Source organism: Roseomonas haemaphysalidis (assembly GCF_017355405.1).
Classification (GTDB): domain Bacteria; phylum Pseudomonadota; class Alphaproteobacteria; order Acetobacterales; family Acetobacteraceae; genus Pseudoroseomonas; species Pseudoroseomonas haemaphysalidis.
Map to the genome: position 1 here is coordinate 666665 of NZ_CP061177.1, position 14551 is coordinate 681215.

Here is a 14551-nt window from a genome sequence, read left to right on the forward strand (position 1 = left end):
GCTCCCCCCCCGAGGTCACGCCCCCCCGGGGGGAGAAAGGTCGGGGGAAAGAATTCCCCCGAACCCCCATCTTCTTTTTATCTGTTTTCGCTTCGCACTATCAATGCCGACGTATCTCCTCATAATAATTCATATAATCATAAAATGAATTTTTCAGAATTCAGCGCCCGTCCGCAGCAGCCACTCCCGAAAGGCAGATAAAAATAAAAGAAGGGGGCCTGGGGGAATTTATTCCCCAAGCCTCGTTTCTTCCGGCGCCGCCCCCGCCCCCGGCCATCCCGCGCAGAGCCCCGCCCAGTCCTGGCGCAGCGCCGCCAGGACCGCGGGGGCCGCCGGGTTCTCGCCCTCCTCGCGCCAAGCCAGCGCCAGTTCGGCGGCCACCGGGATGCCACCGGGCGGCGGGCGCAGCAGCACGTCCTCCGGGCACAGCCGCGCCGCCGCCTGCGGCACCAGGGCGATGCCCAGGCCGGCGCCGACCAGCGCCAGGATGGAATGGGTCTGGCTGACATATTGCACCCGCTCCGGCACGGCGCCCGCAACCTGGAACAGGCCCATCACCAGGTCGTGCAGGTAGCGGCCTTCCACGGGCGGGTAGGTGACCAGCGGCTGCTCGGCCAGCTCGGCGAGGCCGGCCTCGGGGCGGGTGGCCAGGGGGTGGGCGCGGGGCAGCGCCAGCAGCAGCGGCTCGCGCAGCAGGCGGGCGGTGCGCAGGCCCGGGCGGCGGGCCATCGGGCGCAGCAGTGCGAGGTCGATCCGCCCGGCCTGCAAGGCCTCGATCTGGTCGAGCGAAACCATCTCGCGCAGCGCCAGCTGCACCTCTGGCAGGCGGCTGCGCAGCAGGCCGACCAGGCGCGGCAGCACGCCGTAGCCCGAGGCGGCGGTGAAGCCGATGGTGAGCTGGCCGCTTTGGCCGCCGGCGATGCGGCGGGCGTGCAACGTGGCGCGCTCGGCCAGCTGCAACATGCGGCGGGCGTCGTGCAGAAAGGCCGCGCCGGCCGGGGTCAGCGCCACGGCGCGGTTGCCGCGCAGCAACAGCGTGACGCCCAGCGCGTGCTCCAGCAGCTGGATCTGCCGGCTGAGCGGTGGCTGCGTCATGTTCAGCCGGGCGGCGGCGCGATGGAAATGCAGCTCCTCGGCGACGGCCACGAAGCAGCGCAGCTGGGTGAAGGCGAACATCGATCCAGTTTCCGTATCGGCTGATGCCGAGAACAGCTTGGACCGGTATCGCCCGCGACGCCTAGAGCGGAAGCAGAAGGCCCGCCACAGGGTCCGAACGGGAGATCGACCATGCATCGCCGTGCTCTGCTGCGCGCCAGCCTCGCCGCTGGCGTGCTTTCGCCCCTCGCCGCGCCGGCGCTCCGCGCCCAAGGTTCCGCTGACGCTCGCTTCGACCATTCGCTGCGCATCGTCGTGCCGAACGCCCCGGGCGGCACCAGCGACATCCTGGCCCGCCTGCTGGCGCCGGAGCTGACCAAGGCTCTGGGACAGTCCGTGGTAGTGGAAAACCGCACGGGGGCGGCCGGCAACATCGGCGCGGACGTGGTGGCCAAGTCGGCACCGGACGGCCACACCCTGCTGCTGATGGATGTCTCGACCCTGGCCATCAACCCGTCGCTGTTCCCGCGCATGCCCTTCGACGTGCAGAAGGACCTCGCGCCGGTTTCCATGATCATCTACGCGCCCTACCTCGCGGCGGTGAAGAACGCCCTGCCGCCGAAGAACGCCGCCGAGCTGGCGGCCTACCTGAAGGGCCGCGCCGGCGGGCTGAATATGGCCAATGCCGGCGTCGGCAGCCTGACGCACCTGACCTCGGTGGAGATCGGCGCCGCGCTGGGCGGCGACGTCACCCACGTGCCCTATCGCGGCGGCGCGCCGGCGGTGCTGGCGGTGGCGTCTGGCGAGGCCGACATGATCATCAACGGCGCCACCGCCACGCAGCCCTACGTGGTCAACGGCCAGATGCGCGGCATCGCCGTTTCCGGCCCCAAGCGCCTCGCCGCCCTGCCGAACGTGCCGACCTTCCGCGAGGTCGGCTGGCCGATGGCCGATGCCGGCACCTGGCAGGGCGTCATGGTGCAGGGCAACACGCCCCCCGCGCTGATCCGCCGCCTGGAGGTGGCGCTGCGCGAGGCCGTGGCGCAGCCCGCCATGACCGCGCGTTTGGCCGAACTCGGCGGAGAGCCCCGCACCGACGGCCCCGAGGCCTTCCGCACATGGCTGGCCGCCAGCACCACGGAATTCGGCGGCGTCGTCACCAAGCACGGCATCAAGCCGGAATGAGGCGCGACCCCGCGGCGCTGGCGGCATTCGCCGGCGCCCTGTTCCGCGCCGCCGGGCTGGACGGGGACAAGGCCGAGGCCACCGGCCGCATCCTGGTGCTGACCGATATGATGGGCCGCCGCACCCACGGCCTGGCGCAATGCGGCAACTACCTGGCCGAGATCGCCAAGGGCGGCATGACGCCCGACGGCGCGCCCGAGGTGCTGCGCGACACCGGCGCCACCGTGGTCTGGGACGGCGGCTACCGCCCCGGCCTGTGGCTGGTGGAGCAGGCCATGGCGCTGGGCTTCCAGCGGCTGCCCGCGCACGGCACCTTCACGCTGGCGATGCGCCGCAGCCACCACATTGGCTGCCTCGCGGCGCTGGCCAAGCAGGCGACGGACCGCGGGCTGTTCGTGATGCTCGCCTCCTCCGGCCCGCACAGCAGGATCGTCGCCCCCTTCGGCGGCAGAAAGGCGCTGTTCAGCCCCAACCCCTTCGCGGTGGGCTTCCCCACCGGGGCGGCGCCGGTGCTGGTGGATATCTCCGCCTCCATCACCACCGTCTCGATGACCCGCCAGAAAGCCGCGGCGGGCGAGCAGTTCGACCACCCCTGGCTGCTGGACCGCGACGGCCGCCCCACCCGCGACCCCACGGCGATGGAAGCCGGCGGCGGCAGCCTGATGCTGCTGGGCGGCGAGGAGGCCGGCCACAAGGGCTTCGGCCTGGCGCTGATGGTGGAGGCACTGACCCAGGGCCTCGCCGGCCACGGGCGCCGCGACGACCCCGGCCGCTGGGGCGCCAGCGTCTACCTGCAGCTCATCGACCCCGCCGCCTTTGCCGGGCGCGAAGCCTTCGAGGACCAGATGGGCTTCCTGGCCGAGGCCTGCCGCAGCAACGACCCGATCGACCCGGCCCGGCCGGTGCGGCTGCCGGGGGAACAGGCGACGCGGCTGATCGCGGCGGCGGAACGCGATGGGCTGGAGGTGCCGGATACGGTGGCGGCATCGCTGCGGGACTGGGCGGGGCGGCTGGGGGTCGCTGCAGCGATCTAGGGCAGGCCAGGGGCGCTGCCCCTGGACCCCGCTGGGGGAATAGTATCCCCCCAGACCCCGCCGTTTGTTTGGTGTTTCACCCCGAGGGTCGAGGACCCTCGGGGACTGATGGTTCAGCTGACGGCCTTTTGTAAAAACCGACCCGGCGCCCGCTGCGGCCTTCAGGCTCCGAATGCTTCCCTGACGGCGGGGTCTGGGGGGATGCTATCCCCCCAGCGGGGGATCCAAGGGGGCAGCGCCCCCTTGGCCCAGGCCCATCACGCAGGCTCCGCATCCCGCTCCGCCCACATCGCCTGGAAGGCCGGGCGCGCGTGGCAGACGGCCAGCCAGTCGCGCACCGCGCGGTGCGTTTCGAACAGCGTGGGCACGCCGGCGGCGTAGCGCACCACCTCGGCCACGTTCAGGTCGGCCACCGTGAAGCGCCCGCCGACCAGCCAGCCGCCGCCGGCCTGCAAGGCGTCGGCCAGCACCGCGAAGGCGCGGTCGAGCACGGGCATCGCCTGGGCGATGGCGTCCGCGCCGCCGCGGGTGGAGAGCGCGGGGGTTTCCACCGTGGTCACGGCCCAGAAGCTCCACATGGTGGCCAGCGCGTCCTCGCTGCCGTCGCGCGGCGCCAGGGGGCCGCCGTGCTTGCGGGCGAGGTGCAGGGTGATGGCCATGCTTTCGTGCAGGATCAGCCCGTCATCGTCGACCGAGGGCACCAGGCCGTTGGGGTTGATGGCGCGGAATGCGGTGGACGTGGTGTTGAGTGGGGCGTCCGGCGCGCCCGGGTCGGGCAGTCGGTAGCCCTGGATGACGGGAACGTGGCGGTAGTCCAGCCCCAGTTCCTTGGCGAGCCAGACGGGGCGGGAGGCGCGCGAGCGCAGCACGCCATAGATGGTCAGGGACATTCAGGCAAGTTCCTCGGGGTTAGCCGAGCAGGCGGCCGATCACCTGCGCGGTGTAGTCCACGACCGGGATCACGCGGCCGTAGTTGATGCGCGTGGGTCCGATCACGCCGATGGCGCCGACGATCTTTTCCTCGCCGTCGCGGAAGGGGGCGACGACCATGGACAGGCCCGTGCTGTCAAACAGCCCGCTTTCGGCGCCGATGAAGATCTGCACGCCCTGGCCGCGCTGCGCCAGCTCCAGCAGGCGCAGCATGGTTTCCTGCGCTTCCAACCGCTCGAACAGCGCCTGGATCTCGTGCACCCGGGCCAGCTCGCCTAGATTTTCCAGCAGCTTGGACTGGCCGCGCAGGATCAGCGAGCCGCCGCCGCCGCCCGCCCGGGTGGCGAGGCCGGCGGCGACCACCTGCTGGCTCAGCGCGTCCAGCGCCGTGCGGTTGGCCTGGATCTCCTCGGCCACCAGGGTGCGCGTTTCTTCCAGGGTGCGGCCGGACAGGCGGGCGTTCAGGAAGTTGCTCGCCTGGGTGAAGGCGGAGGGCGGCAGGCCGGAGGGCACGTCGATGACGCGGTTCTCCACCTGCCCGTGCGCGTTGACCAGCACCACCAGCGCCCGGCCGGGCGACAGCGCCACGAACTCGATGTGGCGGATCGGCGCCTCGTTCTTGGGCGCCACCACCAGCCCGGCGGCGCCGGCGAGGCCCGACAGCATCTGCCCTGCTTCCGACAGGGTTTCCTCGTAGGACCGGCCGGTGGCGGCGCAGCGGGCGGCGATGGCCTCGCGCTCGGTTTCCGTCAGGTCGCCGAATTCCAGCAGGCCGTCGACGAACAGCCGCAGCCCCTGCTCGGTCGGCAGGCGGCCGGCGGAGGTGTGCGGGGCGTAGAGCAGCCCGGCCTCCTCCAGGTCCGCCATGGCGTTGCGGATGGTGGCCGGGGACAGCGCCTGCGGCAGGCGGCGGGACAGGGTGCGGGAGCCGACGGGCTCGCCCGTCTCGACATAAAGCTCCACCACCTGGCGCAGGATGGCGGCGCCGCGGCTGTCGAGCCCCGGCAGCAGCGCGGCGCCGCCCAGGTCGCGTGGCAAGGCGCCGCGGGAAAAGCCGGCACGGGAAAAGGGTGGCGGACCCACCGGAAAGAACCCCCAATCGTAAAGGAAAACGCTAGCACGGCCCCCCGCCGCGTCAAGCAAAGCCCAGGCCGCAGCCATGTTGGGGTATCGTGGCAGGAACGCCCTGCAACACCTTGTCACACCTTCGCCATGATGGCGTTGCAAAAGCATGGTCCAAGGTTCCCGCGGCGAAGCGCAAGCTGTGCCGAGGCACACGACCAAGGAGGCTGCATGACGGAACATCCGCCGAACCGCCTCTGGCCCCTGGCCCTGCTAGGATGGCTGGCCGCCTTTCCGCCGCAGGGGCGCGAGGCCGCCGCCCGCACGCCGGACGCACCCCGCCTGGAGCAGCCTGGCCCCGCCGGCACCCCGGCGACCCCCGCTCCCGCCGCCTTGCCGGCTGAAACGCCGCGCCGCCGCCGCCGGCGCAAGCCCGCCGCATGAGCCTGCCCGCCTTCAATGGGTTGGTGGCGGCGGTGCTGCTGTTCTCGCTGCTGGCCGGCATCGCCGCGCTGCTGCTGGACCGCGCCAGCCGGGCGCCGGGCTGGACCACGGCCGGCGTCGCGGCCGTGTTGTTCGGGCTGTCCTGGGGCGGGCTGGTTCTGCTGGGGGAGTGACGCACGGCAGGGTGCCGTGAAAGGGGCGCTGCCCCTTTCGAACTTTCCCCGGCAGCGGCTTCAATCCCCTGCCGGGGAGGTTTGCGGGGGCAGCGCCCCCTCAGGAGCCGCAGGCGACTCCCTCAAAGCCCGGAAATCAGCGCCTCCGCCACCGCCGCCACCTGTGCCTCGTCCAGATAGGGATGCATCGGCAAGGACAGCACGCGCGGACACAGCCCCTCGCTCACCGGCAATGGCGGCGCGTTGTCCAGCCCCGTGGCATGGGCGGCGGCATAGGCCGGCTGGTGGTGCAGCGACTTCGGGTAGTAGATCGCGCTCGGCACGCCGCGGGCCTTCATGCCGGCCATCAGCCGCTCGCGGTCCGTGCCATCCGGCAGGATCACGGTGTAGAGGCCCCAGGCGGATTGCGCGCCCGGGCGCTCGCGCGGCACGGTGACGTGGTTGGACAGGCGGTCGGCGTACCAGCCGGCGATGCGCGTGCGGGCGGCCAGCTCCTGTTCCATCAGCGGCAGCTTGCACAGCAGGATGGCGGCCTGCAGCGTGTCCAGGCGGCCGTTCATGCCGGTGCGCTCCACCTCGTAGCGGGTCTTGCCCTCGCCATGGGTGCGGAGCGAGCGGTACAGCTCGGCGCGCGCCGGGTCGTCGGTCAGGATGGCGCCGCCGTCGCCGTAGCAGCCCAGCGTCTTGGTCGGGTAGAAGCTCAGCGCGGTGGCATGGCCCCAGGTGCCGAGGCGCTTGCCGTCCAGCGCGCCACCGAAAGCCTGGGCGGCGTCGTCGAGCGCGAACATGCCCTCCGCCTCGCAGATCTCCAGGATCGCCGGCCAGTCGGCGGGCAGGCCGTAGAGATCGACGCCCACCACGGCGCGGGGGCGAAGCCGGCCCTGCTGCTTCACCATCGCGACGCGGCGCCTGAGGTCGGCGATGTCGAGGTTGAAGCCATCCTCGGCCACGTCCACGAAGACCGGCGTGGCGCCCAGCACCAGCGGCACCTCGGCGGTGGCGGTGTAGGTGAAGGCGGGCAGGAACACGGCGTCGCCGCGCCCGATACCCTCGGCCATCATCGCGATCTGCAGCGCGTCGGTGCCGGAGGACACGCCGACGGCGTGGCGGGCGCCGGCGAAGGCGGCGAGCTTTTCTTCCAGCTCGCGCACCTCGGGGCCGTTCACAAAGGCGCCGCTGTCCAGCACCTGGGCAATGCGGGTGTTCATTTCCGCGCGGATCAGCGCCTGCTGCGCCTTCATGTCGAAGAGGGCGATCGGGCGCGCAGTGGTCTCGGTGGTCGTGGTGGTCATGGGGGACGGATCGCTCCGGTGCGTCAGGGCAGGCGGTCAGGCCTGGATGACGCGGTGATAGGCCGGGTGGGGGTCGCTTGGGAAATCACCCGGCGTTTCAACGTGCAACCGCACGGCCGCGTCGCGGAACACGCCGCGGGTGTCCACCACCAGCGGCGCGTGGGCGCGCAGCAGCGCGTAGTCCACCCCCGGCTGCGGCGTGACGATCACCACCGCGTCCAGCGCCGCCAGCATGGCGGGCGCCAGCGGCTGGCTTTCCTGGTCCGGGGCGCTGCCGCCGAGGCGCCGCGTGGCCGGGAAGCTCGGCACCAGCGGGTCGTGGTAGCTGACCTCGGCGCCGCGCTCCTCCAGCAGCCGGAAGATCTCCACCGCCGGGCTTTCCCGCGTGTCCGGCACGCCGGGCTTGTAGGCCAGGCCGATCATCAGCACCCGCGCCCCGCGCAGCGTGACACGGCGCAGCTCCAGCGCGTCGCGCAGCCGCTCCACCACGTAGTGCGGCATGGCGTCGTTGACCCGACCGGCAAGTTCCACGAAGTCGCTCGGCACGCCCAGCTCGCGCGCCTTCCAGGCGAGGTAGTAGGGGTCCACCGGGATGCAGTGGCCGCCGAGCCCCGGGCCGGGGCGGAAGGGCATGAAGCCGAAGGGCTTGGTTTGCGCCGCGTCGATCACCTCGTGCACGTCGAGGCCGAGGGCGTGGCTGATGCGCTTGAGCTCGTTGACCAGGCCGATGTTCACGGCGCGGAAGACGTTCTCGTACAACTTGGTCAGCTCGGCGGCGGCGAGCGAGGACATCGGCACCAGCTGCGGCGTGGCGGCGCCATAAAGCGCCCGGCCCACCGCCAGGCAGGCTGGCGTCGCGCCCGCCACCAGCTTCGGCACGCGGCCGAAGGTGCCTTCGGGGTTGCCGGGGTCCTCGCGCTCGGGGCTGTACAGCGCGAAGGCGTCCAGCCCCGCGGTCAGCCCGGCGGCGGCCAGCGCCGGCAGCACGTAGTCCTGCGTGGTGCCGGGATAGGTGGTGCTTTCCAGCGCCACCGCCTGCCCGGCGCGGAGATGCGGGGCCAGGGCGGCGAGCGTCTGCGCCACCGGTTCCAGGATCGGCTCCTTGTGCGGCCCGATGGGCGTCGGCACGCAGATCAGGATGGCATCGCAGTCGCGCGCCGCCGCCATCTCCGCATGGGCCGCGATGCGCGCGGCGGCGACGCGGGCGTCCGGGATGCCATGCACCGGGCTGCGGCCGGCATTGATGGCCGTCACCTTGGCCGCGTCGATGTCGAAGCCGCTGACCGCGAAGCCGCATTCGGCGAAGCGCAGGGCTAGCGGCAGCCCGGCATAGCCGAGACCGACCACGCCGATGCGCGCCTGCCGCGCTTCCAGGCGGGCGATGAGACGCGCGGCGTGGTCCAAAGGCGTCAGCCCCCCAGGGTGTTGTGGTCGAATTCCGGCACCAGCTCGGCCAGCCGCGCCAGCGCCGCGCCGATGTCGCCGGCATGCGCGGCGGCGGCCACCTGGTCGATGGCGGCGGCCATGGCGGCGGCGTCCGTGGTGCGGGGCGTGGCCACCAGCAGGCCGGGGAACTGCGTGGGGCGCGGCGGCTCCTGGCCGTGGAACAGCTCCTCGAACAGCTTCTCGCCGGGGCGGAGGCCGGTGAAGCGGATCTCCACGTCCTCGTCCGGCCGCAGCCCGGCCAAGCGGATCATGCGCCGCGCCATGTCCACGATCTTCACGGGCTTGCCCATGTCGAGCACGAAGATGCCGCCGTCGGCCAGCTCCGGCGGCTGGTCGGCATTGTCCTCGGCGCCCACCACGGAGGCCTGCAGCACCAACCCCACGGCTTCACGCACTGTCATGAAGTAGCGGCGCATGTCGGGGTGCGTCACGGTCAGCGGCCCGCCGCGCTCCAGCTGGCGGCGGAACAGCGGCACCACCGAGCCGGTGGAGCCGAGCACGTTGCCGAAGCGCACGGTGACGCAGCGCATGCCGCCCTGCCCGTGCCGCGCCCGCACGTCCAGCGCCTGGCAATACATTTCGGCGAGTCGCTTGGACGCCCCCATGACGCTGGTGGGATTCACCGCCTTGTCGGTGGAGATGAAGACCATCGCCCGGCAGCCCACCGCCAGCGCCGCGTCGGCGATGATGCGGGTGCCGAGGGCGTTGGTCAGCAGCCCTTCCAGCGGGTCGTTCTCCACCATCGGCACGTGCTTCAGGGCCGCGGCGTGGAACACCAGCTCGGGCCGCACCGCGTCCATCACGGCGGCCACGCGCGCCACATCGCGCACGTCGGCCAGCATGGCGCGGCGCGGCACGCCGGGATGCGTCTCGGCCAATTCCAGGTCGATCGAGTAGAGCGCGAACTCGCCGTGGTCGAGCAGGGTGAGCTGCGCGGGACCGAGGGCGGCCACCTGCCGCGCCAGCTCGCCGCCGATGGTGCCGCCGGCGCCCGTCACCAGCACGCGGCGGCCCTGCACCAGGCGGGCCATGCCTTCGCGGTCCAGCGGCACCTGCGGGCGGTCCAGCAGTTCCTCGATCGCCACCGGGCGCAGGTCGAAGCGCCGGGCGCTGGCCGGGTCCTCGCGCTTGGCGGGGTCGAGGCGCGTCAGGCGCGGCGCGCGGCTGACCGGAACGCCATGGCGGTCGGCGGCGTCCAGCACGTCCTGCAGCGCCTCGCCCTGCAGGTCGGGGTCGGCCAGCACCAGGGCGGCGGGCAGCCGCTCCTCCGCGCGCAGGCGGTCGAGCAGCGCACCCGTGTCCTCGATGGCACCCAGGATCGGGTAGCCGTGGATGCGGCGCCCGGCGGCGCGCGAGCGCGGCGCCAGGATGCCCATCACCTGGTAGTGCGGCGCCCGCTGCTGGATCAGCGCGCGGATGAACAGGTCGGCCGCATCGCCGGTGCCGAGCAGCACCACCGGCTGCGCCGGCGCCTCGCTCAGCCGGCCGACGCGGTGGGTCTGGCTGAGCCGCCCCAGCACGCGCGGCACCAGCAGCGCCGCGGACAAGGCGCCGGCATGCAGCAGCGGAAAGGCCGGGTTGGGCGGCATCCAGGTGTCCAGCGCATGGGCCACCAGGGCGAACAGCACGGCGGCGGCGGTGCCAGCACCGATCACGCGCATCAGGTCGCGCAGCGCGGCGAAGCGCAGATATTGCTGCGGCAGGCGCAGCGGCAGGCCGGCCAGCAGCACGGCCACGACCACCCCGGGCACGGCGGCCACCCACCAATGCGCCGGCGGCCAGGCGCCGGGCGCTGCCGCCCAGACCGCGACCGGCAGGGACAACCCGGCCAGCAGCGCGTCGAGGCCGAGATTCATCAGGATGCGTTGCGGGGCCATGGGCGTGGCGTATAGGCGCGCCGCGAGCAGAGGTGAAGCGGCGGGGCGGCGGGGCGTGCGATGGCCGGTCTCCGCCGCCCGCGCGGCAGGCCGCGAAGCCCGGGAAACGACGCCCCCGGGCCGGGTTCCGCCGCGGGTACGGCTTCCGCAGGCGGCGGCGAACAGCCAAGGCGGGCCGGGGGCATTCCGCTCCGCGACCCGCGTCAACCGCCGGGACAGCGGAAGGCCCGTCATTCCGACGCGATCAACGGTGCCGGCAGCGGCGCCAGCCGGCGATACAATGCCACCAGCCGCGCCGCCTCGCCCGCCCAGCCGAAGCGGCCCAGCGCGGCCGCCCGGCCCCGCGCGCCCATCTCCGCCCGGAGCGCCGGGTCGGCCAGCCGCGCCACCGCACCGGCCACGGCGCCGGCGTCGGCGCTGTCCACCAGCAGGCCGCAGCCGGCCTCACGGATGATGGCGGCCACCTCCTCGGCAAAGGCGGGGGCGATCACCGGCAGGCCCGCCAGCATGCAGTCGAACAGCTTGTGCGGCAGCGCCAGGCGGTGGTTCTCCACGCCCGGCTGGAACAGCACCAGGCCGATGTCGGCCTGCGCGGCGGCGGCCAGCGCTTCGGCATGCGGCATCCAGCCATGGTGCTCCACCGCGCCGGCCAGCCGCAGCGCGGCGGCGCGGGCCATGAACTCCGGCTCGCTGCCATCCGTGAAGCGGCCGATCAGCCGCAGCCGCGTGCCGGCGGGGCACAGGGACAGCGCGTCCAGCATCTCGCCCGCGCCGCGCGCGCGGCCCAGGGCGCCGAGATGCAGCAGCGTGACCGGCCCCGGCCGGTGCTGGCGCGGCGCCACCGGCACGGCGGCGGCGTAGTTGCGCACCGCCACGGTGCGCGCCGGCACGCCGAAATCGGCGTCCAGCCCGTCCTTGGCCACCACCACCGCGTCGGCCGCCCGGCCCGCCAGCCGGCACACCAGGCGCAGCGCCGCCCGGCCCAGCGGGCGCAGCCGGGGCGGCAGGCGCGAATCCAGGCGGGACGGGTAGTGCTCGTGCACGTCCAGCACCACGCGGGCGCCGCTCCGGCGGGCGGCCAGCAGCGCGGCCAGCCAGGCATCCGGCTCGCTGGCGTGCAGCACGCCGGCGCCGGTGGCGGCGGCGCGGCGGGCCAGCGGCGGGATGTTGCGCAGCCTGCCGCGCCAGCCGGGAGCCCGGGCATAGGTCTGGATGGCGACGCCGGCATGGCTGGCGGGCACGCCGGCCGCCGGTGCCGCGCCCGCCGCCTCCCGCAGCGGGGCCGAGGCGTCCTGCCCCGCGGGGCGGGGGCACAGGTGCAGCACCGCCCAGCCGGCATCGGCCAGCGCAGCACCTTCCTTGCCCACCACGCGCACGTCGGCCGGGGGATGCGCGGCGGACAGCATGCACACCAGCGGGCCCTTCACGCCGCGGCCTCCAGCACGGCGGTGGCGAGGAAATCCCGCAGATGCGCCACCATGCGCGCGCCCACCGCGTTGTCCCACAGCGGAATGGGCCGGGCGGGCGGCCAGCCGGCCAGCACGCCGCGCAGGTCGGCGGCCAACCCGGCGGCGGTGCTCAGCCGGTTGGCGCCGCTGTGCAGCGTCACCGGCCGTTCCGTGGAAGGGCGCAACGTCAGGCACGGCACGCCCAGCGCCGCCGCCTCCTCCTGCACGCCGCCGCTGTCCGTGGCGGCCACGCGCGCCGCGGCCAGCAGTGCCAGAAAGTCCAGGTAGCCCAGCGGCGGCAACGGCAGCACGCCTGGCGGCATCGCCAGTCCGAATTCGTCCAGCCGCAGGCGCGTGCGCGGGTGCAGCGGCCAGGCCAGCGGCAGCAACCGCGCGGCCTCCGCCACGCCCGCCAGCAGCGCGGCCAGCGCCGCGCGGCCGTCCACGTTGGCGGCGCGGTGCAGGGTCAGCACGCCGAAGCCGCCCGGCGCCAGCCCGGCCGGCAGCGGCCGTGCCCGGGCTGCGGGCAGGCGGCGCAACAGCGTGTCCACCATGCTGTTGCCCACCGCGCGCACGGCGCCGGCGTGGTGCCCCTCGGCCAGCAACCGCGCCGCCGTGTCGTGGTCCGGCGCCCACAGCAGGTCGCTGATGGCGTCCACCGCGCGGCGGTTGATCTCCTCCGGCATGTCGCGGTCGCCGCAGCGCAGCCCGGCTTCCAGGTGCGCCACGGGAATGCCCAGCTTGCGCGCGGCTAGCGCCGCGGCCAGCGTGCCATCCACGTCGCCCGCCACCACCACCAGCGCCGGCCGCCGCGCCTGCCACAAACCGGCGCAGGCCATCAGCGTGCGGCCGGTCAACCCGGCATGGCCGCCGCCGGTGACGCCCAGCGCCACTTCCGGCGCCGGCAGGCCGAGATCCTCCAGGTGGCCGGCGAACATCGCCGCGTCGTGGTGCTGGCCGGTGTGCACCAGCACCGGGCGGCAGAAGGGGGCGTCCTCCGCCAGGGCGTGCCACAGCGCGGCCAGCTTCGGCAGGTTGGGGCGCGCGGCGGCGACCAGGTGGATCTCGGGCAGCATCACGGGAGGTCCTTGCCGGGCGAAACGAAGAAAGGGCGGGGGAACGAATTCCCCCGGACCCCCATGCTTCTTCTGTCTGTTTCCAGGGACCGGCCGTGGTGGCGGAGCGCCTGGCCGGCGGGCGGGCGCGGGCCACGGGCGGCGTCTTCCAGAAGGCCGACACGGAAGATGGGGTCCGGGGAAGCGTCCATTCGTCCCCGGTCCCGGGCCCTGACGGAGCGGAGCATCCTCAGGCCAGCGCCATCTCGGCCGCCGCCGCCGGCGCATGCGCCGCGGTTTCCACGGCGCGCACGAAGTCGGCCGCCAGCAGCCGGCGGTCCCAGCGGCGCTGCGCCTGGGCACGGCCGGCGTGGCCCATCGCCTCGCGCAGCGCGGTGTTGTCGGCCATCCAGACCAGCGCGTCGGCCAGGCCTGCGGCATCGCCCGGGGGCGTGGCGATGCCGCAGGGGCCGTGGCCATCCCCCGCCGCCAGCAGGCGCGCGGCCCGCCCGGGGAGGTTGGCCACAACGGGAAGGCCGGCCGCGAGGTAGTCCATCAGCTTGTTGGGGGCGGTCCATTCGGCGAATTCCGGCACGGGCGCCAGGCACTGCACGCCCGCCTGCGCGCCGGCCAGCAGGGCGGCCAGTCGCAGCTTCGGCAGCCCGTCCATGAAGGTGACGTTGGACAGGCCCCGCGCGGCGGCCTCGGCCCGCAGGCGTGGCTTCTCGGCACCCTCGCCCACCAGCAGCAGGCGGATGCGGCGGTCGCCGCGGCGCAGCAGCGCCTCGGCGGCATCCAGCAGCTGGTCCAGGCCGTTGGCGCGGCCATGCGCGCCGGCATAGACGGCCAGCATCTCCCACGCCGCCACGCCGTCCGGCCGCCAGGGAGAAACCTGTGGGCCGAACAGGTCCAGGTCGCAGCCATTGGGCACCACCGAAACCCGGGCGGGATCGGCGCCGCGTGCCAGGGCGGTCTCGGCCATGCCTTCGCTCAGGGCCACCACGCCGGCGGCCTGGCGGCAGGCGGCGGTGGCCAGCGGCTCCATGGCGGCCAGCGCCAGCGGTGGGGCGGCCCCCATGGCGCGCGGCAGTTCCGGCCAGGGGTCGCGGATCTCGAACACAAAGGGCGTGCCGCGCATGCGCCGGGCCACCAGCGCCGGCACCACGACGGTCAGCGGCGTGGACGAGGCGATGACCAGGTCCCAGCGGCTGCCCAGCGCCAGCCGGGTGGTGGCGGCGGCAAAGCGGCCGAAGGCCAGGGTGCGGGCGGCGAAGTCCTGGTGGTTGCCGCAGGGGATGGCGAATTCCACCAGCCGGATGCCGTGCAGCACGCCGTCCCGCCGGCCGTGGCGAAAGCCGCCGGCCAGCCCGGTCACCGCGCCGGCGTATTGCCCGCAGGCGATGGTGACGTGGTGCCCGGCGGCGACCAGGGCACGGGCCATGGCATGGCTGCGCGTGGCGGTGGCGCCGAGCGGGCCGGAATAATGCTGGTGCAGGTAGAGAATACGCAC

The 14551-nt window shown here is 73.7% G+C and carries 13 protein-coding genes; 4 read left to right on the plus strand and 9 right to left on the minus strand.

Annotated elements, in window-relative coordinates; translation table 11 throughout:
* Window positions 1-228 precede the first annotated feature (228 nt).
* A complete protein-coding gene (locus IAI59_RS02990; protein ID WP_207418859.1) occupies window positions 229-1176 on the minus strand; it encodes a LysR substrate-binding domain-containing protein in 948 nt (315 codons plus the stop codon).
* Window positions 1177-1287: 111 nt separating this feature from the next.
* On the opposite strand from IAI59_RS02990, the gene IAI59_RS02995 reads away from it, so the two are divergent.
* Together IAI59_RS02995 and IAI59_RS03000 are read left to right on the plus strand one after the other, a co-directional pair.
* Window positions 1288-2280, plus strand: a complete 993-nt coding sequence (locus IAI59_RS02995) for a Bug family tripartite tricarboxylate transporter substrate binding protein (protein WP_207418858.1) — start codon at window positions 1288-1290, stop codon at window positions 2278-2280.
* A complete protein-coding gene (locus tag IAI59_RS03000; RefSeq protein WP_207418857.1) occupies window positions 2277-3314 on the plus strand; it encodes an Ldh family oxidoreductase in 1038 nt (345 codons plus the stop codon). Before IAI59_RS02995 ends, IAI59_RS03000 begins: the two co-directional genes overlap by 4 nt.
* A 257-nt stretch (window positions 3315-3571) precedes the next feature.
* Here IAI59_RS03000 and IAI59_RS03005 read toward each other — a convergent pair whose 3' ends face one another.
* The gene (locus tag IAI59_RS03005) at window positions 3572-4204 is read right to left on the minus strand and encodes a glutathione S-transferase family protein (RefSeq protein WP_207418855.1); all 633 of its coding nucleotides are present in this window, start codon (window positions 4202-4204) and stop codon (window positions 3572-3574) included.
* Between the two features lie 19 nt (window positions 4205-4223).
* On the minus strand, window positions 4224-5282 hold the full coding sequence (gene hrcA, locus IAI59_RS03010; RefSeq protein WP_408887622.1) for a heat-inducible transcriptional repressor HrcA: 1059 nt from the start codon (window positions 5280-5282) through the stop codon (window positions 4224-4226).
* Window positions 5283-5537: 255 nt separating this feature from the next.
* On the opposite strand from hrcA, the gene IAI59_RS03015 reads away from it, so the two are divergent.
* Entirely contained in the window at window positions 5538-5750 is a 213-nt protein-coding gene (locus IAI59_RS03015; RefSeq protein WP_207418853.1) for a hypothetical protein, read from the plus strand.
* The gene (locus tag IAI59_RS03020; protein ID WP_207418851.1) at window positions 5747-5923 is read left to right on the plus strand and encodes a hypothetical protein; all 177 of its coding nucleotides are present in this window, start codon (window positions 5747-5749) and stop codon (window positions 5921-5923) included. The genes IAI59_RS03015 and IAI59_RS03020 overlap by 4 nt, the downstream gene beginning before the upstream one ends.
* A gap of 122 nt (window positions 5924-6045) precedes the next feature.
* Here the strand turns inward: IAI59_RS03020 and IAI59_RS03025 are convergent, their stop codons facing one another.
* The 6 genes from IAI59_RS03025 to IAI59_RS03050 form a co-directional block, all read right to left on the minus strand.
* Complete coding sequence (locus tag IAI59_RS03025; protein ID WP_207418849.1) at window positions 6046-7215, minus strand: DegT/DnrJ/EryC1/StrS family aminotransferase; 1170 nt, start codon at window positions 7213-7215, stop codon at window positions 6046-6048.
* 36 nt (window positions 7216-7251) lie between these two features.
* On the minus strand, window positions 7252-8619 hold the full coding sequence (locus tag IAI59_RS03030) for a nucleotide sugar dehydrogenase (protein ID WP_207418847.1): 1368 nt from the start codon (window positions 8617-8619) through the stop codon (window positions 7252-7254).
* A 5-nt stretch (window positions 8620-8624) separates the two neighbouring features.
* Window positions 8625-10538, minus strand: a complete 1914-nt coding sequence (locus tag IAI59_RS03035; RefSeq protein ID WP_207418843.1) for a polysaccharide biosynthesis protein — start codon at window positions 10536-10538, stop codon at window positions 8625-8627.
* A gap of 230 nt (window positions 10539-10768) precedes the next feature.
* Window positions 10769-11965 (minus strand): glycosyltransferase, encoded by a 1197-nt coding sequence (locus IAI59_RS03040; protein WP_207418842.1) that lies wholly within the window; start codon window positions 11963-11965, stop codon window positions 10769-10771.
* The gene (gene wecB / locus IAI59_RS03045; RefSeq protein WP_207418841.1) at window positions 11962-13062 is read right to left on the minus strand and encodes a non-hydrolyzing UDP-N-acetylglucosamine 2-epimerase; all 1101 of its coding nucleotides are present in this window, start codon (window positions 13060-13062) and stop codon (window positions 11962-11964) included. The genes IAI59_RS03040 and wecB overlap by 4 nt, the downstream gene beginning before the upstream one ends.
* Window positions 13063-13291: 229 nt before the next feature.
* Window positions 13292-14551 (minus strand): glycosyltransferase family 4 protein, encoded by a 1260-nt coding sequence (locus IAI59_RS03050; protein WP_207418839.1) that lies wholly within the window; start codon window positions 14549-14551, stop codon window positions 13292-13294.